The following is an 18,671-nucleotide window of genomic DNA, read 5'->3' on the forward strand; positions in this document are numbered from 1 at the left end:
CTGAGGCCGGGGTATTCGCCGGGCGGAAGCTCATCCGACGATGGGTTAGCGGTTAGCAGCCGATGGCTGCGAGGGCAAGCATCTCGAACATCGTGGAAGCGTTGTGCTTTCGCACACGAAAAAGCCCCGGCCGTGAGGCCGGGGCTCGTTCGTCGGACCGGCTGCTTCAGCTCAGTCGTTCTCGTAGGTCATGATGTCGCGATCCTTGGTCTCCGGCACGAAGAGCATGCCGATCACGAAGGTCATCAGCGCGATCACGATCGGGTACCAGAGGCCGTAATAGATGTCGCCGGTACCGGCCACCATCGCGAAGGAGGTGGCGGGCAGCAGACCGCCGAACCAGCCGTTGCCGATGTGATAGGGCAGCGACATGCCGGTGTAGCGGATGCGGGTCGGGAAGAGCTCGACCAGCGCGGCTGCTATCGGGCCGTAGACCATCGTCACGTAGATGACGAGCACGGTCAGGATGGCGATGATCGTCAGGGACTGGCCGTTGAACAGCGCGCCCACGAAGCCGGTCTTGACGATGCGCGCATCGCCCGGGGCCGGGTAGCCCGCCGCGACCGCCGCCTTGGCGATGTTCCCCGCGAACGAGCCGTCGATGGCGATCTCCGTGCCGTTGACCGTCACCTTGGCTGCGGTGCCGGCCGGAGCCGGGGCCTGCGTGTAGACGATCGCCTGGGTCGCCAGCGTGCGGCGGGCGATATCGCAGGGCTGCGTGAAGGTACGCACGCCGACCGGATCGAAGACCGAGCCGCAGGTGGCGGGGTCGGCGACGACCTGGACCTTGACGTTCTCATGCGCAGCGGCGAGGCCCGGGTTGGCGGCCTTGGTGAGCGCGCCGAACAGCGGGAAATAGGTCAGCGCCGCGATCAGGCAGCCGGCCAGGATGATCGGCTTGCGGCCGATCTTGTCCGACAGCGCGCCGAAGACGATGAAGCCGCCGGTGCCGAGGATGAGCGACCAGGCGATCAGCACGTTGGCCGAGTAGAGATCGACCTTGAGAATGCTCTGGATGAAGAACAGCGCGTAGAACTGGCCGGAGTACCAGACGACGGCCTGGCCGGCGGTGAGGCCGAACAGCGCGAGCAGCGCGATCTTGGCGTTCTTCCACTGGCCGAAAGCTTCCGAGAGCGGCGCCTTCGAGCCCGTGCCCTCTTCCTTCATCTTCTTGAAGGCCGGCGATTCCTGCATCTGGAGGCGAATCCAGACCGAGATCGCGAGCAGGAAGATCGAGGCTAGGAACGGAATGCGCCAGCCCCAGGCGGCGAACTCGGCTTCGCCCATCGTGGTGCGGATGCCGAGGATGACGATCAGCGAGAGCAGCAGGCCGAGCGTTGCCGTGGTCTGGATCCAGGAGGTGTAGAAGCCGCGACGGCCGACGGGCGCGTGCTCGGCGACATAGACCGCCGCGCCGCCATACTCGCCGCCAAGCGCGAGGCCCTGGAGCATGCGCAGGACGATCAGGACCACCGGGGCGATCCAGCCGATCGAGGCGTAGCTGGGGAGGAGGCCGACCAGGAAGGTCGAGGCGCCCATGATCACGATGGTGACGAGGAAGGTGTACTTGCGGCCGATGAGGTCACCCAGGCGGCCGAAGAACAGCGCGCCGAACGGGCGGACGAGGAAGCCTGCCGCAAACGCCAGCAGCGCGAAGATCGCGCGGGTGTTGGGATCGAAGGCCGAGAAGAAATGCGCGCCGATCATGGCGGCGAGCGAGCCGTAGAGATAGAAATCATACCACTCGAACACGGTGCCGAGCGACGAGGCCAGAATGACCTTCTTTTCCTCCTTGGTCATCGGCCGGGGCGCTGCCCTCGTTCCCGATGCTTGTGATGCCATGCTCATGGCGTTTGTCTCCCCTGGTGAAGCCCTGAAGCCGGGGCGGGCCCGGCAACCTCGTTTCGCGCGGTTCACGTTCTCAGTGACGATGGCCGCGCGGCCGGAAGGCGGGTGAGTCCCGTCATCCCAGCTCGCTTCAGAGGATTGCGCGCGGATTGTCGCAGGGGCAATCAGGCACTTGGTCTTGCACCGTTCGTCTATGAGACTAACGGCGAGGGAGATTCCGCAGGCCGGAAAGCGCGGAAAACAACCCGTTTTTCCGGCACTTGGAGTCTGCTGGTCAGCGGCGCCGGCTGGCTGCGTAGAGCGCGATCGCGGTCGCGTTCGAGACGTTGAGGCTGGTGATCGTGCCCGGTACTTCGAGCCTTGCAACATGGTCGCAGAGCTCGCGCGAGCGCTGGCGCAGGCCCTTGCCCTCGGCGCCCATCACCATCACCAGCGGGCGGCGCAGCGCGACGTCGTCCAGCGAGACGTCGCCATCCGAATCGAAGCCGACGCGCAGGAAGCCGCGCTTGCCCAGCGTATCGAGCGCATCGCCGAGATTGCGCACGGCGATCAGCGGCACATGCTCCAGCGCGCCGGAGGCGGATTTCGCCAGCACGCCGGTGGCGGCGGGAGAGTGCCGGATCGTGACGATCACGGCGGCAGCGGCAAAGGCTGCGGCCGAGCGCAGGATGGCGCCGACATTATGCGGATCGGTGACCTGGTCGAGCGCCAGCACCACCGCATCGTCCGGCAGGCTGTCGAAATCGGGCGAGGGCAGGGGATCGCAGACGAGATAGAGGCCCTGGTGCACCGAATCGGGAGTGAGCAGCCGGTCGATCTCGGAGGGACGCACGATCTCCGCCTCGAGCGGCAGAGGGTCGATTTGCTCCTGCAGGCGGCGCAGGCCATTCTCCGTCGCGAGCAGGCGCCGGTGGCGGCGCCGCGGATTCTTCAGCGCCTCGACGACGGGATGCACGCCGTAGAGCACGGCCTCGTCGATATCGCCCGGCCGGTGCGGCGGCGGCCCGTCGCTGCGGCGGGCGCCCTGTCTGCCCCCTGCGGGCCTGGCTTGTTTCGGGCGGAACGGCGGAGCCATCGCTCTCTCCAGTGATTGCCGGATTGCCGTGCCACGACATCGCGCGCTTGGCCAGCGCGAACCACCCTTTGCCGACATATCCCACGAGAAAAGGAGCCACGATGCCACAGGAAACGGACCGGCTGATCGTGATCACCGGCGGCCCGGGCGCGGGAAAGACGAGCCTGATCGAGGCCCTGGCGGCCAGCGGCCAAGCGGTGTGGCCCGAGGCCGGGCGGGCGATCATTCGCGACCAGCAGATGATCGGTGGCCGGGGGCTGCCCTCAGTCGATCCGGCGCTGTTCGCCGAGTTGATGCTGGCGGCCGACCTGCGCGGCCATGCCGAAGCCCGCGCGGGACGGGGAAACGTGTTCTTCGATCGCGGCCTTCCCGACATCGCGGGATATCTGGCGTTGTGCGGCCTGCCGATTCCCGATCATGTCGCGCGTGCCGCGCAGCAGTTGCGCTACGGGCGGACCGTCTTCATCGCCCCGCCCTGGCGCGAGATCTTCACGCAGGATGCCGAGCGGAAGCAGGACTTTGCCGAGGCGGAGCGGACCTATGCGGCCATGGCCGCAACCTACCCCCGCTATGGCTACACACTCGTCGAATTGCCCCGCGTCAGCGTCGCGGAGCGCGTGAGCTTCGTGCTCGATCGCCTGCTCGTCCGGGAGTGATCGATTTTTCGGGGATCTCGCCGGGCCTTCACAACGAATTCGCATGATCGGTCTTTTTGCCGTTGACAGGGCGCGGCCCGGTCACCATAAGTCCGGCCGCGCCTACCGGTCGTCGCGAAAGTGACATATCGGTGGCCCTGGGCTCACCGAGCCGATCAAGGGCGCAGGCGGGGGAATGTCCCGAGCGGCAAAGGGGGCGGACTGTAAATCCGCTGGCTATGCCTTCGCAGGTTCGAGTCCTGCTTCCCCCACCACCTTTTTCCTAAGAACTTGATTTTCCTTCTTTCTCGCCACGACGCCCGTACCCGACAATGAGGTGCGGGAGTAGGCGTCCGATTTCGGTTCCGGAATCAGGAGTGCGGCGGCCTGCTGAGCAAGCCGGGTTCGGTTCGCGGCGCGGCACATCGGCAGACATACCAGCGTCAGCGAACCAGTTCCCGACCCCTTCCTTGCCCATCGCCGTTCCATCAGCCCTGGCGATGAAGGTCATGCCGCCGGTCTTGGCGGTCTCGATCGAACCCGCCGGCGGGGGCAGGAGAGGGAGGACGACGCTGGCCTTTCCCTGGCCCTTCTCCCTCGTCATGTAGATCAGTTCGCTTTGGACATGTTGCCGACCGAAGCGGGAAGCATCGCCGCGCCGAAAGCCGGTGTAGAGCATGACCTCGAAGGCCAGATGCTCACGCATGCCGGTGAGCTACTTCTGCTCGAACGGGCATGCCGGCCGAAGCCTTCGTGCAGGCGGACGATCACACGCCGTGGCAATACATCGTTAAGCCGCTCAGGGATCAGATCAAAAAAGCGTTTCGGGAGAGATAGATTTTCACTTTGGTTGCCCTGTACAGTCAGCTCGGTCACCATTTCGCCGTATTTGAAAGAGGGTCGAATGAACGACGTGTCATCGGGTGGCTATGCCCTTGCATCGAATCAATTCCGCGTCGGCGCCGTGATGAACAAGACCTCGGCGATCCTCGGGCGCCAGACTGGCAAATTCGTCCTGCTGGCCTTCGTGCCGATGATCCCGATCCTTCTGCTGACCTTCACTGCACTGTCGTCGAACACTCCTGCGGCATCGGGCATCGCCTTCGGCGCGATTCTGACCGGGCTCCTGACCTTCGTGCTCCAGACCCTGGCCCAGGCGACGAGCCTCTACGGTGCCTTCCAGGAGATGCGCCAGCAGCCCTTCACGATCGGCGATTCCTTGCGGGTCGGGCTCGCCCGCACGATTCCCGTCATCGGCGTCGGTATCCTGGTCGGCCTTGCGACGATGCTCGGCTTCCTGCTTCTCATCGTGCCGGGCGTCATCATCGGCTGCATGCTCTATGTCGCCATTCCCGCCTGCGTCATCGAGAAGCTGGGCGTGACTGAGAGCATGAGCCGCAGCGTCGCGCTGACCAAGGGCTATCGCTGGCAGATCTTCGGGCTCTTCCTGCTCGTCGTGGTGATCTCGGTGCTGGGTGCCTTCGTGTTCACCATGATCGGCGGCACGGGTCTCGTCGGACAGTTGCTGAGCTTCGGCTGGCAGGTCGTCTCGACCGCTTTCGCCGCCGTGCTCTCGGCCGTGATCTACCATGATCTGCGCGTGGCCAAGGAAGGCGTCGGCCTGGACACGCTCGCCAGCGTTTTCGATTGAGGCGCGCGAGAGCCTGCCGTGCGGGCTCTCAAGGGCCGGTCGCGGCGGGTTCGTTCTTGTCGGCGCGGTAGCGGCCGAACTGCTGCTCGCGTTCGAGATGCGCCCGCTCGGCCGTGTAGAAGGCCTTCAGGAAATCGAGCGCCTCGGCTGGAGGAACCTTCTCCGTCCAGTCGATCTTGCGACGGATCTTGTCGTAGACCTGCACTTGCATGGCGAAGGTATCGGGCGAGGCCGGCCGGCGCAGCAATTCCTCCAGCACCTGCAATTCGAAGGCGCCATAGGCGTCGAGTTGCTTGCGGCTGAAGACGAAGCGGCTCTGCGCCTCCGCTAGTTCGGCGAGCAGGGCGCGGCGCGGCACGGAAATGACCATGGTGCCCGCGATCAGATCCCCGGCGCGCAGGTGATCGCGGTTGAAGAAGGGCAGGGCCGAGAGCGCGACCGCCCAGCCGAAATAGCTCGCCGCCGTCCAGAACTCGGCGCCGGCCCCGATTTTCGGCACGGCGAAGAACAGCCCAAGCGGCAGGAAGATCTCGACCTCGCGCGTCAGGTTGCGGGCGACGATCGCGCCGGGCAGGAGCGGGCCGCCGCTGCGGTCGATCACCTTCAGGTTGACGATGCGCTTGCCCGGCGTCGCGCCCTGGCTCTGCAGCTCGAAATAGATGAAGTAGAGGTTCCGGAGCAGGAAGAACAGGAAGAGCACGACCGTGACCGTCACCGAGCCGGTGACGCCGTGCAGCAGGGTCAGGCCGAGCACGAGGAAAAGCAGGGCGGTCGCCAGCATCCAGAACAGGAAATCGATCAGGAAGGCGACGAGCCGCTCGCCATGGTTGGCGATATCGACCTCCAGCGCCACGCCTTCCGGCGTGATGATCTCGCGCCGGTTGCGGGTGATGCCGTCGAGCAGACGGTTGATGCGGTCAAGTCGCTGGGCCATGGCGTCCGCGTCTGCCGATCGAGAGGAAATAGACCGTCCACAGCACGCCGGTCGTGGCGCCGATCGCGAAGCGCCAGGGCGTCGAGGCGACGAGCTGGCGCAGGCCCCCCTCGATGATGCCGGCGACGAAGAGCATCAGCACGGCCCCGCCTGCGAGCCCGGCCGCCGCCTTGCCAGCCATGGCAAGGCTGTCGAGCCGGTTGTAGCGGCCGGGAAACAGGATCTTCTCGGCGATGACGAGCCCGCCGGCGCCGCACAGGATGAGCGCGCCGATCTCGGTCACGCCATGGATCGAAATCCAGCCGATGAAATCGACGAGCAGGCCGCGATTGTAGTGCAGCGCCAGGAAGGCTCCGAGCACGATGCCCTGATAGCCGAGCAGCAAGAGCGTCGGCACGCCGCCGAACACCCCGAGCCCGAAGGTCATGATCCCGATCGTGGCATTGTGGCGGAACAGGAAATTGGCGAAGACCACGAAAGAATCGACGAAGCCGGGCCAGGGCGCGAAGATTTCCGTTCGGCGCAATTGGTCGGCCGTGCTCGCCGGGCCGCGTCCACCCGCCAGGCCTTCGGGGACGAGCATGCCGAACCAGGCCTCGTTCGGCAGCACCATCAGGTAGCCGATGGCGATGCCGGCCGCGATGGCGAGCGTCGCCAGCAGGATATGCCAGCCTGCTCCGCGGACGGCCTGCGGGAAGCCCCGTTTCAGGAAGCCTCCGAGCGCTTCGAGGATGCCGATGCGCGGGCCGTAGACCACGAAGAAGGCCCTGAGCACCAGCCCTTCGAGATAGAGGATCAGGTTGCGGTCGAGCGCGATCGAGCGGGCGACCGAGAGCGAGGAGGCGGCTGTCCGGTAGAGCAGGGGCAGTTCCTGCAATTCCGCGGCGGAAAGGCGCGACAGACCCTTCTTCTCGATGCGCGAGACGAGATCGTCCAGTACCCGCCAGGCCGTCTCGCGGTTCCTGCGAAACTCGGCGCTGCGCAGCGTGACGGTCGCGACCGGGGCCGGAGGCGCGGCCATGGAGGAGCTGTTCGGTTCTATAGCAGCCCCCTCTGCTTGATGGTGAGGTAGCGGTTGACGAGGCCGACGGCCAGGCCCCGCGGCGGGATTTCCAGGCAATGCACCCCCATCCGCGCCAGTCGCTCCAGCACCACGGCGCGCTCGCGCTGCAGGTCGCGGGCGACGACCGCTTCGGCGACCGGCCGGAAGCCCGCCGGCTCGGCATCGACGATATCGGCCAGCAGCGGATCGCGCAGCGTGACGAAGATCACGGCATGGCGGTTGGCCATGCGCTGGAGGCTTTCCAGCAGCAGTCCCGCAGTGGTCGTGTCGATGAATTCGGTGAACAGGACGACCAGCGCCCGGCGCTTCAGGCGGGCGTTGAGCTCGGCGAGCCCCAGCGTGAAATTGGTCTCCTCGGCCCGGTAGCCGAGCTGGCCCGAGGCATTCTGGAGCCGGGCGAAGGCGCTCCGGCCGGGCGAGGGCTGGAGATATTGCCGGATGCGTGAATCGAAGCCGAAGCTGCCGACATGGTCGCCGCTGCGCAGCGCGACCCAACCCAGCAGCAAGCCGGCATGGATCGCATGGTCGAGCCGCGGCAAACCGTCGATCGGCTCGGCCATCAGGTAGCCGGTGTCGAAGGCGAGCACGATCTGGTGGTTACGCTCGATCCGGAATTCCTTCGACAGCAGCTTCAGATGCTTGGCCGAGTGCTTCCAGTCGATGAAGCGGTTGTCGAGCCCCTGGACATGGTCGCGCAGCGCCTCGAACTCGGTGCCTTCGCCCTTCTGGCGCTGGACCTTGATGCCGTCGATAGCGTCGCGGCTGAAGAACTGCACGGCGGCCGAGGCGATGCCGCGGATATCGGGCACGACGTCGATCGTGAGCGCCAGCGGCCGGCGCTGGCTCCGTCCAGCGAGGCCGAGCGGACCGCGCCAGCGCAGCCAGAGCGCATCGATCGTGATCCGTCCGCGCCGCAAAGGCCGCAGCGGCAACGTGACCGAGCCCACGGCCCCGGGCTGGACATCGAACCGGGCGAGCTCGGGCGGAGCGACATCGCCGACCTGCTCCGGCAGGACCTGGATCGACACTGCCCGCGATGCGCCCTCGATAGCGGCGCTCACGGTCAGGTGTCCCTCGCTGCCGATATACAGGCGCGGCGGCGCATCGACCGTCAGAGATAATCGTGACGGCCGGGTGCAAAGCAGGGCATCGAGCCCGATCAGGGCCAGCACGAACAGGCCGAGATCGAGCGCGATCGGCCAGAGCGTCTGGTCATGGATCAGCAGGCCGATGGCGACCGGCACGGTCACCCCGAAGAGCAGGACGGCGCGCGAGGTCGGCCTGATCATCGCGGTGCGGCAACCTGATCGATCAGCTCGAGGATGACCTTGTCGCTGATCAATCCGTCGATCTCGGCATTGGGGGCGAGCACGATCCGGTGCCGCAGCAAGGGCAGGGCGATGCCCTTGACGTCGTCGGGGATGACGAAGTCGCGCCCCTGCGTCGCCGCACGGGCGCGGCTCGCCGAGGCCAGCATGGTCGCGGCGCGCGGCGAGGCGCCGGTCTCGATCGCCGGATGGCTGCGCGTCGCGCGGACGAGGTCGACGATGTAGCCGACCAGCGGCTCGCCGAGGGCGATCCCTCCGACCAGCGCGCGGGCTGCCAGCAGATGCTGTTCCGAGACGACTGGGGCGAGGCCGAATTCCGCAAGCTTCGGCATGGCGGCGCGGTGCCCGTGGCGCGCGACGATGGCGAATTCCTCCTCGCGGCTCGGATAGCTCAGGTTGATCTTGAACAGGAAGCGGTCGAGCTGCGCTTCCGGCAGCGGATAGGTGCCCTGCTGCTCGATCGGGTTCTGGGTCGCGACCACCATGAAGGCCTCACCCAGCGGATGGGTCGTGCCGTCGATGGTGACGTTGCGCTCGTTCATCGCCTGCAGCAGCGCGGCCTGCGTCTTGGGCGGCGTGCGGTTGACCTCGTCGGCGAGCAGGATGTCGGTGAAGATCGGCCCGCGCGTCAGGTTGAAGCTGCTGGTCCGGAAATCGAAGAGATTGGTGCCGAGCAGGTCGCCCGGCATCATGTCCGGCGTGAACTGGATGCGTCCGAAGTGGAGCGACAGCCCGGTCGCGAAGGATTGCGCCAGCAAGGTCTTGGCCGTGCCCGGCACGCCTTCCAGCAGCACATGTCCGCCGCAGAGCAGGCTGACCAGCATCAGCTCGACGACCTCGTCCTGGCCGACGACGGCTTTGCGGATTTCGCCGCGAAGCCCTTCAGTGATCGTCGAGACGTCGCGGAGTTCCATGCGGCAGGTCCTTGCGCCAGTGATGAAGAGCCTGCGCCGCGGCGAGCAGCGAGGCGAGATTGCGGGAGCTTAAGGTGGAGGCACCCAGTCCGAGGAGTGGCTTCGGGTCGATACCCCGCGCTTCGGAGGCCCTTGCGAGCCATGCGGTCAGGTCGTTGCCTTCCAGCCCGGCCGGTGCCCGCAGAATTCGCGCGGCGTCCTGCAGCGTCATCGCGATATAGCGCTGCAGGATCGCGGCATGGTGCCCGGCATAGTCGACCAGCGCCGCGGCACTGCCGATCAGCGCATGCCGGCCGGCATCGAGCCGGCGCGGCGCCGGCAAGGGCGCTCCGAAACGCCCCATCGCTGCCCAGAGCAGCAGCGCGACCGCAGCCAGGACCTGGATGAGCACCAGATTGAGCGGGAATTCATAAAGGAATTTCAGCAGGTTCGGGGGCGACCTTCGGAAGCCGTGGATGGTCTCGTCGAAGACCAGCGGGCGATTTTTGCCGTCGAGCAGGGCGGCGACGATATCGCGCGCGAAGGCGGCGTTCGCGCCCTTGCCGATGCTGTGGTTCTCGATCGGATCGGGATCGGCCAGCACGAAGATGCGGCGATCGCCCTGCCGCAACTCGCCGAGCAGAATGCCGTCCGGCGTCGAGATCAGCGGCGTGAGATTGGAGCCCTTGATGAGCTGGATGTCGCCCTGGACGGTTGGGTCCGCCGCCGCGATCGTCTTGCTATAGGCGACTGGCGGCTTCGTCCGGACGACGTTGCCGCCGCTGACTGCCGCGCTCAGGGCCGACTGGACGCGCAGCAAGGGCGCAAGCTCCGCCTGGCCGATCCAGTCCTTGCGCCGCTCCCCGGCGCGCACGGTCCATTTCGGCAGGACGAGCAGGATGCGGCTGGCCGTCGCGAGCTTGTTCCGGTTTTCCTCGCTGGTCAGGCTCCCTGCCGGTTCGGCCAGGATCAGCACGCCATCTTCACCGGCAGCCTCCAGTGGGCGGTCCTCGGCGCGCATCGTCCTGTAGCCCGAGCCACGCAACAGGTCATGGAAGGCGAGATGGCCGACGGCGGAGTTGGAATAGCTGTTGGCGCCGGAAGCGAGGCCTGTCGCCTCGCGCCCACCCATTCCGGTCAGGAGCAGCGACGCAGCGAAGAGGGTGCAGAGCGCCGCCGCAAGCGCTGCAAGGACGCGGGGCTGGAAGGTCGCAGCCCCCATCAAGCGGCGCCTGCCGCCAGCGAGCGCTTCAGCGTTTCGAATTCCTGCCGGCAGCCGAGATAATCCTCATGCCATGCCGGCCTGCCGCCGAAATAGGTCTGCTCGACCGATCGGACGATGGCGCCGAGCGCGCCGGTCCCGGTCTGCGGCAGGGTGACTTTGCGCAGGATCTCGCGGCTCGTCAGCGAGACCGCGAAGCTGGCGCCGAGCCGCATGCGGATCTCGGCGAGGCTCTTGAGCAGCAGCACATGCATGGCTTCGCCATATTGGCCCCGGCTCGCGAGGTCGTCGGCTTCGAGCTGCGCTTCCTCCATCCGGGCGGAGGGATCGGAGAAGCCGGAGGGCATCTGCCCGGCTGCGATCCGACGCGAGCGGCTGAAGGCCGGCAGGCTGTCGCGCAAGGACCAGATCGTCACGGCCACACCGAGGATGACGGCGCCCCAGAGCAGGATGCGCGCCATATCGGCGGAGATGTCGAATTTCAGCCAGTCGAGCCAGCTCGAAGCCCGCGGCTCGGGCACCGGCATCTCCGTCTGAATGTCGTGGCGGCGGATGCTCTGCCGGACGATCTCGCTGGCATCAGTGGCCGCCCGCGCGGCGCCGTCGAGCGTGACGACGCAGAATGCAACGAGCAGGAGGGGCAGCCGCTTCACAACCTTCGAATCCGCATGCGATCGCGAGCAGTATGGCGAAGGAAACGACGGTCTCATAGGGGCGGAACGTGCAAGGATATACCGCGCATCTGCACAGGCATGCTTCGAGACTTGTCGCCAGGGAATCCTTGGAAGCCTGCGACGCCATCGGCGGCCATCTCTGGCCTGCAGCCTTAAACGTGCCTTCGATCTACAGTTGCACCTCTTTGGCCGTCGAATGCGGAAACCCGTCGCCGGGGCCGCTTCACATCAGCCCCGGCAGATCCGCCGCCAGCGCATCGATCGCGACACGCATCTTCGGCGGCAAATGCGGCGTCTGCAACCAGAGAGCGTGCACGTCGTAGGGCAATCGTCCTTCCTCCGGCAGCAGCTCGACCAGCTCCCCGGCTTTGAGCCGCTCTCGCACCAGCCATGACGGCAACCAGGCGAGGCCCATGCCGAGCATCGCCGCATCGGCGATCGCCTCGAGATCGTCGAGCCGCAGCCGGTGCCGCGGCATGACCTCCACCGGCGGTCCCTCCTCGCGCGGGAACAGCCAGGGCCGCACGCGGCCGGAGCGGCGATAGATCACGGCGTCATGATCGGCGAGATCGCCAAGAAGCGCGGGGCTCCCGTGAGCTGCGAGATAGGATGGTGCGGCGCAAACGATCATGCGCTGGCGGGCGACGCGGCGCGTCACCAGGTTTGCGGCATCGTGCAGCTCACCGGTGCGGATGGCGAGGTCATGCCCGCCCTCTGCGAGATCGACGAAACCGTCGCCGAAGGCGAGATCGAGCTCCAGCTGCGGGCAACGGCGCGCCAGATCAAGCAGGATCGGCATGACACAACACCGGCCGAACAGTGCCGGCAGCGTCACCCGGAGCTTGCCGCGAGGTTCGCCCAACTGGTCGGCGGCGAGCGCATCGGCCGCCGCAGCCTCGGCGAGAATGGTTCGGCAGCGTTCGTAATAGGCCCGGCCGAACTCGGTCAGGCTTTGCCGCCGCGTCGTGCGGTTGAGCAGCCGAACGCCAAGGCGCTCTTCCAGAAAGCGGACATGCTTTCCGACCATTGGAGCCGACAGGCCGAGCGTCGCCGCCGCTGCGGCAAAGGAGCCGAGATCGACCGCCCTGACGAACACGGCCATGCTGGTAAGGCGATCCATCATTCAGAATTGCTGATTTTGATTATCGATCGGGGAGCGATGTTTATCGCGGGACGGCGCGCTGCCATAGCTCATTCATTCGCTCCATTTTGGAGTCATGAGCATGGCCGGCACGGTCCGCTTTCACCGCCATGGCGGTCCAGAGGTTCTCACCATCGAGGACATCGATGTACCGCCGCCGGGCCCCGGCGAAGTCAGGATCCGGACCAAGGCACTCGGTCTCAACCGAGCGGAGGCCCTGTTCCGCTCCGGCCGCTATATCGAGCAGGCGCGTTTCCCCTCCGGTATCGGCCTCGAAGCCGCCGGCCTGATCGATCGCGTTGGGGCAGGCGTCGAGGGCTTCTCGCCTGGCGATGCCGTCAGCCTGGTGCCGCCGCGCTCGATGGTGAGCTGGCCGATGCATGGCGAGATCGTCGTCGCCCCGGCCGAACTGGCCGTGAAGCACCCGCCGACGCTCGGCTGGGACGCGGCTGCGGCGAGCTGGATGCAGTATCTGACCGCCTATGGCGCGCTGATCGATCTCGCCCGTATCAAGCAAGGCGAGTATGTGGTGATAACCGCAGCATCCAGCAGCGTGGGGCTCGCCGCGATCCAGGTCGCCAATCGCCTCGGTGCAATCCCAATCGCAGTGACGCGGACCGCGCGGAAGGCTGCGGCGCTACGGGAGGCCGGCGCCGCCCATGTCGTTGCTTCGTCCGAGGAGGATATCGAAGCCCGACTGAACGATATCGCTGGCGATGGTGGGATCCGGGTCGTCTTCGACGCAGTCGGTGGCCCTGCCTTCATGCCGCTTACCGCTGCGATGACCCGAGGTGGCATCCTCATCAACTATGGCGGCCAGAGTTCCGAAGCGACGCCCTTCCCATTCTTCAACGTGCTGAGCAAAGGGCTGACGCTGCGCGGCTATCTCGTCCACGAGGTCACCGGCGATCCCGCGCGGCTCGCCGCTGCCAAGACCTTCGTCCTGGAAGGGCTGAGCGACGGCTCGCTGAAGCCGATCATTGCCCGGACCTTTCCGTTCCACGAAATCGCCGAGGCGCACCGCTACCTTGAATCGAACGAGCAGTTCGGCAAGGTCGTGGTGACGCTTTGAGGGCGCGGCAAACCCACGACGTTTTCCCGCAAGGCCTGACACTCGGTTCGGCCGTCGAAAACCAAGCTTACTCTCGGCATCGCTGCTCCCTCCAACGCTCTTGCCTCTCAGCAGGCTGCCGGTGAGCTCTTTTCTTCTGTCGGGGGGCAGTGATGAGAGAAACGCCGGGTTGGGTAAGGGGTGGTGTTCTCAGCCGCGCCGGTGGATTTCTTGTCGACTACCTTCTGGTGATGCTGCTCACGCAGGCGCTGGCGGCATTCCTGTACGGCCCTACCGGTGGACTGGTGCAGGACAGCAGTGGGTTCCTTAGAGAGTGCAGGCCTGCGACGAGGCGTCCGGCGGCGCTGAGCGTGCCTCCGGGTTTCGAGCCAACCAGCGAGGCGGTCTGTTCGTTCAATTTCCTGAGCTGGCCGGTGGCACGGTCTCATGTTCTCGTTCGGCAGCAGCCAGGCTCCGTCATCAAGCACAATATCGCTCACTCGATCGACGTTCGCGGTGATATCGTTGTCGCGTTGGATCTGGCCGTTCTGCATTGGCCGCTGCTCGCCTTGATGCGCTGGGCGATCGAAAGAAAGGGCGGGCGCTCGCCGGGGCGTCGATTGGCGACGTTGTCGGTCGTCGGGCGGCCCGACGAGGCGGGTGATGCGGACATCCGGCGAAAGCTGGCACGCCGATATCTCGTGTTTGCCGCGCCTGCCGTGCCCACGGTGGTGATTGTGCTGCTGCTTGCGGCTGCGGCGAGCCTTGGATTTGCGCCGGCGGCCGATGTCATAACCCTTCTCGGAGTGCTCGGGGGCCTGTTGCCAAGCGTTGCGCTGGTCGCCGCCGCCATCGCGATCATCCGGCAGCGGGACACTTTCTACGACCACGTTGCCGGCACGAGTGTCGTGCGCTCGTTCGACGCCCGGCACGACGCGGCGCCGCAGGATATCCTCGGATCAACGCCGGCCGATGTCCGAAAGGAGATTCCGGGACGTTCGGGAGCCGTGGTCCCGTGGGCGACGCTGGCGCTCTGCCTCGTGCTGTGCGCGATCTTCGCGGCCGAGATCATCACCAATCGAGGAGCGACCGCGGCATCGACCATCGGTTGGTTCACCGTGCTGTGGTGGGGCGGCCTGTCTTACGAAGCCGCGATCCAGGCCGGGCAGTGGTACCGGCTCTCGTCTGCCTCGTTCCTGCATTGGAGTCCGGTCCATTTGGGAGCCAATCTCATCGGCCTCCTGGCCATCGGCGCCTTGCTCGAACCTGTCGTCGGAGTCGCCTGGTTCGTCGCGATCTTCCTGTTCGGTGGCCTGGGCGGTGCCGCCGCCTCGATCGTCCATAACGACCCGACCCTTTTGAGCGCGGGGGCATCCGGCGCCATCATGGCGCTTTTTGCCGCCGGTCTGGTGATCAGCTTCCGGCTTGCCGATGACTGGCGGCGCCTCGCGCTGTTGGCTTTCTGTCTTGTGAGTCTCGCCACGACGTTCTGGAAGGCCAGCTGGCTGCCAGTGACCATGGCAGATCATGCCATGCATCTCGGCGGAGCCGCGGTCGGAGGAATTCTTGGGCTGGCTTATGCGGCACTGTATCGGCCTGGCCGAACGACAACGGTGGGAAGGGTGGTGCTCGGAGCCGCGATCGCCGTGTCAGCGGCCAGTTTCGCTTCCGTGCCCATGGCCGGCTTTGGCGATTTTTCGCTGAACCGCCTCCAGATTCCCGCTGCCGAGCTGCCGAAAACCGACGCGGAATGGCTGGCCCGGGCGAGCGAGCTGGTCAGACGTTTTCCACGCGATCCGAGAAGCCAGACCGCCCGCGCCGTTACCGCGGGTGACGACGTCGCCATGCGAGAGGCCGCACTGACATCGATCACCCGGATCATGGCAGGCGAGCCGCCGGCGGTTGCCGGGGCTGTCTACCAGAACGCGTTGGTGCTGGTCACTCGCGAGCGCATGGCGGCCTATGATTTTGCTCCCGCAAAAGCGCTGGTGATACGCGCCATGAGCGCCAGCCTGCCTGCGAAGCCCGAATTGCCGGCCTTGCGAGCCGACGCCGAACATGCACTGGACGAACTCGATGATGCAAAGGCGGATTACGAACTGCTCCTGAAGTCCTCACCTGACAACATCGCGGCCCTTCTCAGGCTTGGCAACGTCCTGTCGGATCTGGGTGATCAGCGTGCGGCGATTGTCCGGACCGATCAGGCTATTGCGATCGATCAGGGGAACTTTTCGGCGTGGCGCCAGCGCGGCTGGTTCCTGTTCCTGGACGGTCGCTTTTCCGAAGCCGTTTCGGATTTCGAGCGAGCCTACGCCCTTAATCCCGCGGATCATTACGTCGCGATCTGGCTGCATCTTGCCTCGATGCGGGCTGGCCAAGGCGAACGATTGGGCGCAACGGCGAGGACGCTCGATATGGGGCAATGGCCGGCCCCGGCCATTCGCTACCTGCGCCAGGAAATCGATGCGGATACATTGCGTTCGGCGGCAGCAGACCGAAACCGCGTCAAGAATCAGGGCCAAGGCTGCGAAGCGCATTTCTATATCGCCGAGAGCCATTTGCTTCGGGACGACTTGCCGGAGGCGGCTCGGCATCTCCTGGCGGCACAAGCCATGTGCCCGAAACGCTTCTATGAATGGGGCGGCGCACGAGCCGAATTCAAGAAGATCGAGCAGTAGTTTGGAGCGCACGCGTGCTCGGCAGGGCCGGGATCACGACGCTCCTGGTCACGCATGACCAGGGCGAGGCCCTGTCTTTCGCCGACCAGCTCGCGGTGATGCGCGAGGGCCGGCTGGTGCAGACCGGCGCACCCTACGAGCTCTACTGGCGTCCGGCCGCTCGAGACGGCGCAGCTCCTTGGCAATGCCGTGCTGTTCGAGGCGAGGATCGAGGCGGTGGGCGTCTCCTGCGCGCTCGACCGGCTTGCTGCTGAAACGGGCGGTCGCAGCGGCCGCTGCACGATCATGCTCCGGCCGGAGCAATTCCGGCTCTCGCCGGACGGGCCTGGCCGTAAGGCCGTCATCGAGGATATCGCCTTCCGGGGCGGGCAATGCGCGGTGGCCTTGCGGGCGCACCATGACGGCGCCGAAAGCCGGTTCACCGCGCATGTGTCGAGCATCGACCCTCCCGCGATCGGAAGCACGGTCTTCGTCTCGGTCAATGGCGCAGCGCTTCTGTTAACCGAGGCCGCATGAGCGTCGGCCTTCGGGCCAAATCCAACGCCTGCTTCCGGGGCTTCCGGGCCGTTGCACGATGCTTCAGCGACGTGCCGCGCGCGAACGCGCCGGCACGCAGCGCTGTTCTCAGAAGCGCCAGATCAGCGGCACGATGAAGACGGCGACGACGAAGAACCAGAGCAGGAGCGGCAGCCCGAGCTTCCAGTAATCGCTGAAGACATAGCCGCCCGGTCCCATCACCATCAGGTTCGTCGGCGTCGCGATCGGTGTCAGGAAGGCACCGGCGGCGGCGACGGCCGTGCTCATCAGCACGGGGCGCGGCGAGATGCCCATGGCCGTCGCGGCCGCGACGCCGATCGGGATGATGATCAGCGCCGTCGCCGTGTTGCTGATGAGTTGGCCGAGCACGGCCGTCAGCACGAACAGGCCGGCGAGCAGTGCCGTCGGCCCGGCATCGCCGACCAGGGCGACGAGCCGGTCGGCCAGCATCTTGGCCGCGCCGGTCTCGATCATCGCGGTCGAGAGCGGCATCATCGCGCCGACCAGGATGACGGTGGTCCAGCTGATCGCGCGATAGGACTGCTCGACGTTCATGATGCCGCAGAGGATGATGGCGCCTGCCGCCAGCAGGCCCGCCACGGCGGAGGGGACGACGCCGGTCGCCAACATCAGAACCATCGCGAACAGGATGATGATCGCCTGCTTGGCGCCGGGGCCCATCGGCACCGCCTGACGCCGCACCAGCTCCGGCGAGCTGACGACGAGGACGTCGGGGTCGTCGAGATGGGTGTCGAGCGCCTTCCAGGTGCCTTGCAGCAGCATGGTGTCGCCGGCCTGCAGCACGACGCCGGCCGATTTGGCCTCGCCGGAGCCTTGCGCGTCGTTGGCGCCGCGCTGGACGGCGAGCACGATCAGGTCCCCGCTTTCGGTGACCATGCCCGGGAACACGGTCTGGCCGATCAGGCCGGAGCGCGGCGGGATCACCACCTCGGCGAGGCCGGAGCGGCGATTGAACAAGGTCTCCTCGCTGTCGCCGGCCCCTTCCTCGCGGAAGGCGAGATGCATCTGCGCCGCGAAATGGGCCGCGGCCTCGGCATCGCCGCGCAGGAGGAGATGGTCGCCCTCGGCGATGGTCGTGCGGCGCAGCGGCCCGGCGGTGTCGCCGTCCTGGATCGCGACGAGCTGGAGCCCGGACCACGAGCCGAGATCGACCTCGCTGGTAGGCTGCCCGATATAGGGACAGGTCGCGCGGACGCGCAGCTGATGAATGCCGCTGGCGAGGCCGTATTGCTCGACCAGCGTCTTGGCATGCCGGCTGAAATCCGCCGGCATGGTCGCGCCATTGCGCTGCGGCAGCAGCTTCTCGCCGAACAGGATGATGATCGCCATCGTGCCGGCGAGCAGCGGGATGCCGGCCAGCGCGAATTCGAAGAAGCCGAAGCCGCCGACGCCGGCATCGAGCCCGGCCTCGGAGACCAGCACGTTCACCGGCGTTCCGGTCAGCGCCAGCATCGAGCCGGCATGGCCGGCGAAGACCAGCGGCATCAGCAATTGCGAGGAGTTGCGCTTGAGCCGGACCGCGATGACGACGACGACCGGCAGCAAGGCCGCGACCGCGCCGTTGAGGCTGATCAGCGCGACGAGCAGGGCGACCAGCCCCATCATCAGGAGCAGCAGGCGCGTGCGGCTTTCCTCGCCCGCACCCCTGATCAGGAGTTGGCCCGCCCAGGCGGTGACGCCGGTGACCTCCAGCCCGGAGCTGACGACGAAGAGCGAGGCGATGAAGATGACAGCGGGGTCGCCCAGGCCAGCGAGGGCCTGAGGCAAGGTGAGCACGCCGGTTGCCCAGAGGCCGAGCGCAGTGCCCATCGCGACGAGCACGACGGGCACCTTGTTCGTGATGAACAGGACGACGGCAATGGCGATGATGAGGCCGGTATAGGCGATCGGGCTCAAGCGGCGGCTCCTTGTGGGTTCTGC

16 protein-coding genes and 1 tRNA gene are annotated in these 18,671 nt (G+C 66.5%); 6 read left to right on the plus strand and 11 right to left on the minus strand.

Annotation, left to right across the window (positions count from 1 at the left end):
• Nucleotides 1-171 precede the first annotated feature (171 nt).
• Nucleotides 172-1,800, minus strand: a complete 1,629-nt coding sequence (locus AC07NY_RS09685) for an MFS transporter (protein WP_494583522.1) — start codon at nt 1,798-1,800, stop codon at nt 172-174.
• A gap of 322 nt (nt 1,801-2,122) precedes the next feature.
• The gene (gene rlmB / locus AC07NY_RS09690) at nt 2,123-2,923 is read right to left on the minus strand and encodes a 23S rRNA (guanosine(2251)-2'-O)-methyltransferase RlmB (RefSeq protein ID WP_494583524.1); all 801 of its coding nucleotides are present in this window, start codon (nt 2,921-2,923) and stop codon (nt 2,123-2,125) included.
• Nucleotides 2,924-3,024: 101 nt separating this feature from the next.
• On the opposite strand from rlmB, the gene AC07NY_RS09695 reads away from it, so the two are divergent.
• Both AC07NY_RS09695 and AC07NY_RS09700 read left to right on the plus strand, forming a co-directional pair.
• The gene (locus AC07NY_RS09695; protein ID WP_494583716.1) at nt 3,025-3,579 is read left to right on the plus strand and encodes an AAA family ATPase; all 555 of its coding nucleotides are present in this window, start codon (nt 3,025-3,027) and stop codon (nt 3,577-3,579) included.
• Between the two features lie 169 nt (nt 3,580-3,748).
• Nucleotides 3,749-3,833: transfer RNA gene (locus AC07NY_RS09700), tRNA-Tyr, on the plus strand.
• Nucleotides 3,834-3,841: 8 nt separating this feature from the next.
• Here AC07NY_RS09700 and AC07NY_RS09705 read toward each other — a convergent pair.
• Complete coding sequence (locus AC07NY_RS09705) at nt 3,842-4,264, minus strand: hypothetical protein (RefSeq protein WP_494583526.1); 423 nt, start codon at nt 4,262-4,264, stop codon at nt 3,842-3,844.
• A 198-nt stretch (nt 4,265-4,462) separates the two neighbouring features.
• On the opposite strand from AC07NY_RS09705, the gene AC07NY_RS09710 reads away from it, so the two are divergent.
• Complete coding sequence (locus AC07NY_RS09710) at nt 4,463-5,209, plus strand: hypothetical protein (RefSeq protein WP_494583528.1); 747 nt, start codon at nt 4,463-4,465, stop codon at nt 5,207-5,209.
• A 28-nt stretch (nt 5,210-5,237) separates the two neighbouring features.
• Here the strand turns inward: AC07NY_RS09710 and AC07NY_RS09715 are convergent, their stop codons facing one another.
• The 7 genes from AC07NY_RS09715 to AC07NY_RS09745 form a co-directional block, all read right to left on the minus strand.
• Entirely contained in the window at nt 5,238-6,143 is a 906-nt protein-coding gene (locus AC07NY_RS09715) for an RDD family protein (RefSeq protein ID WP_494583530.1), read from the minus strand.
• Complete coding sequence (locus AC07NY_RS09720; RefSeq protein WP_494583532.1) at nt 6,127-7,164, minus strand: stage II sporulation protein M; 1,038 nt, start codon at nt 7,162-7,164, stop codon at nt 6,127-6,129. The genes AC07NY_RS09715 and AC07NY_RS09720 overlap by 17 nt, the downstream gene beginning before the upstream one ends.
• Before the next feature lie 17 nt (nt 7,165-7,181).
• Nucleotides 7,182-8,495, minus strand: coding sequence for a DUF58 domain-containing protein (locus AC07NY_RS09725; RefSeq protein WP_494583533.1), 1,314 nt, complete (start codon nt 8,493-8,495; stop codon nt 7,182-7,184).
• Nucleotides 8,492-9,448: an AAA family ATPase gene (locus tag AC07NY_RS09730; RefSeq protein WP_494583535.1), complete on the minus strand. Its 957-nt coding sequence runs from the start codon at nt 9,446-9,448 to the stop codon at nt 8,492-8,494. Before AC07NY_RS09730 ends, AC07NY_RS09725 begins: the two co-directional genes overlap by 4 nt.
• On the minus strand, nt 9,417-10,649 hold the full coding sequence (locus AC07NY_RS09735; RefSeq protein WP_492287426.1) for a DUF4350 domain-containing protein: 1,233 nt from the start codon (nt 10,647-10,649) through the stop codon (nt 9,417-9,419). Before AC07NY_RS09735 ends, AC07NY_RS09730 begins: the two co-directional genes overlap by 32 nt.
• Nucleotides 10,649-11,302, minus strand: coding sequence for a hypothetical protein (locus tag AC07NY_RS09740; RefSeq protein ID WP_494583537.1), 654 nt, complete (start codon nt 11,300-11,302; stop codon nt 10,649-10,651). Before AC07NY_RS09740 ends, AC07NY_RS09735 begins: the two co-directional genes overlap by 1 nt.
• Nucleotides 11,303-11,546: 244 nt before the next feature.
• Nucleotides 11,547-12,443 (minus strand): LysR family transcriptional regulator, encoded by an 897-nt coding sequence (locus AC07NY_RS09745; protein ID WP_494583717.1) that lies wholly within the window; start codon nt 12,441-12,443, stop codon nt 11,547-11,549.
• 103 nt (nt 12,444-12,546) lie between these two features.
• On the opposite strand from AC07NY_RS09745, the gene AC07NY_RS09750 reads away from it, so the two are divergent.
• The 3 genes from AC07NY_RS09750 (at nt 12,547) to AC07NY_RS09760 (ending at nt 16,709) form a co-directional block, all read left to right on the plus strand.
• Entirely contained in the window at nt 12,547-13,536 is a 990-nt protein-coding gene (locus AC07NY_RS09750) for a zinc-dependent alcohol dehydrogenase family protein (protein ID WP_494583539.1), read from the plus strand.
• A gap of 152 nt (nt 13,537-13,688) precedes the next feature.
• Nucleotides 13,689-16,193 carry a rhomboid family intramembrane serine protease gene (locus AC07NY_RS09755; protein WP_494583541.1) on the plus strand — a complete coding sequence of 835 codons (2,505 nt, stop codon included), beginning with the start codon at nt 13,689-13,691 and terminating at the stop codon, nt 16,191-16,193.
• A 189-nt stretch (nt 16,194-16,382) separates the two neighbouring features.
• Nucleotides 16,383-16,709, plus strand: coding sequence for a TOBE domain-containing protein (locus AC07NY_RS09760; RefSeq protein WP_494583542.1), 327 nt, complete (start codon nt 16,383-16,385; stop codon nt 16,707-16,709).
• A gap of 108 nt (nt 16,710-16,817) precedes the next feature.
• Here the strand turns inward: AC07NY_RS09760 and AC07NY_RS09765 are convergent, their stop codons facing one another.
• Nucleotides 16,818-18,647, minus strand: a complete 1,830-nt coding sequence (locus AC07NY_RS09765) for an SLC13 family permease (RefSeq protein WP_494583543.1) — start codon at nt 18,645-18,647, stop codon at nt 16,818-16,820.
• Nucleotides 18,648-18,671 lie beyond the last annotated feature (24 nt).

The sequence above is a fragment of the Allobosea sp. GW821-FHT09G06 genome (assembly GCF_059416005.1).

Coding starts and splice junctions, on each gene's coding strand:
- AC07NY_RS09685 (WP_494583522.1), bottom strand. CDS start 1,800: ATGACCAAGGAGGAAAAGAAGGTCATTCTGGCCTCGTCGCTCGGCACC.
- rlmB (WP_494583524.1), bottom strand. CDS start 2,923: ATGGCTCCGCCGTTCCGCCCGAAACAAGCCAGGCCCGCAGGGGGCAGA.
- AC07NY_RS09695 (WP_494583716.1), top strand. CDS start 3,025: ATGCCACAGGAAACGGACCGGCTGATCGTGATCACCGGCGGCCCGGGC.
- AC07NY_RS09705 (WP_494583526.1), bottom strand. CDS start 4,264: ATGCGTGAGCATCTGGCCTTCGAGGTCATGCTCTACACCGGCTTTCGG.
- AC07NY_RS09710 (WP_494583528.1), top strand. CDS start 4,463: ATGAACGACGTGTCATCGGGTGGCTATGCCCTTGCATCGAATCAATTC.
- AC07NY_RS09715 (WP_494583530.1), bottom strand. CDS start 6,143: ATGGCCCAGCGACTTGACCGCATCAACCGTCTGCTCGACGGCATCACC.
- AC07NY_RS09720 (WP_494583532.1), bottom strand. CDS start 7,164: ATGGCCGCGCCTCCGGCCCCGGTCGCGACCGTCACGCTGCGCAGCGCC.
- AC07NY_RS09725 (WP_494583533.1), bottom strand. CDS start 8,495: ATGATCAGGCCGACCTCGCGCGCCGTCCTGCTCTTCGGGGTGACCGTG.
- AC07NY_RS09730 (WP_494583535.1), bottom strand. CDS start 9,448: ATGGAACTCCGCGACGTCTCGACGATCACTGAAGGGCTTCGCGGCGAA.
- AC07NY_RS09735 (WP_492287426.1), bottom strand. CDS start 10,649: ATGGGGGCTGCGACCTTCCAGCCCCGCGTCCTTGCAGCGCTTGCGGCG.
- AC07NY_RS09745 (WP_494583717.1), bottom strand. CDS start 12,443: ATGGATCGCCTTACCAGCATGGCCGTGTTCGTCAGGGCGGTCGATCTC.
- AC07NY_RS09750 (WP_494583539.1), top strand. CDS start 12,547: ATGGCCGGCACGGTCCGCTTTCACCGCCATGGCGGTCCAGAGGTTCTC.
- AC07NY_RS09755 (WP_494583541.1), top strand. CDS start 13,689: ATGAGAGAAACGCCGGGTTGGGTAAGGGGTGGTGTTCTCAGCCGCGCC.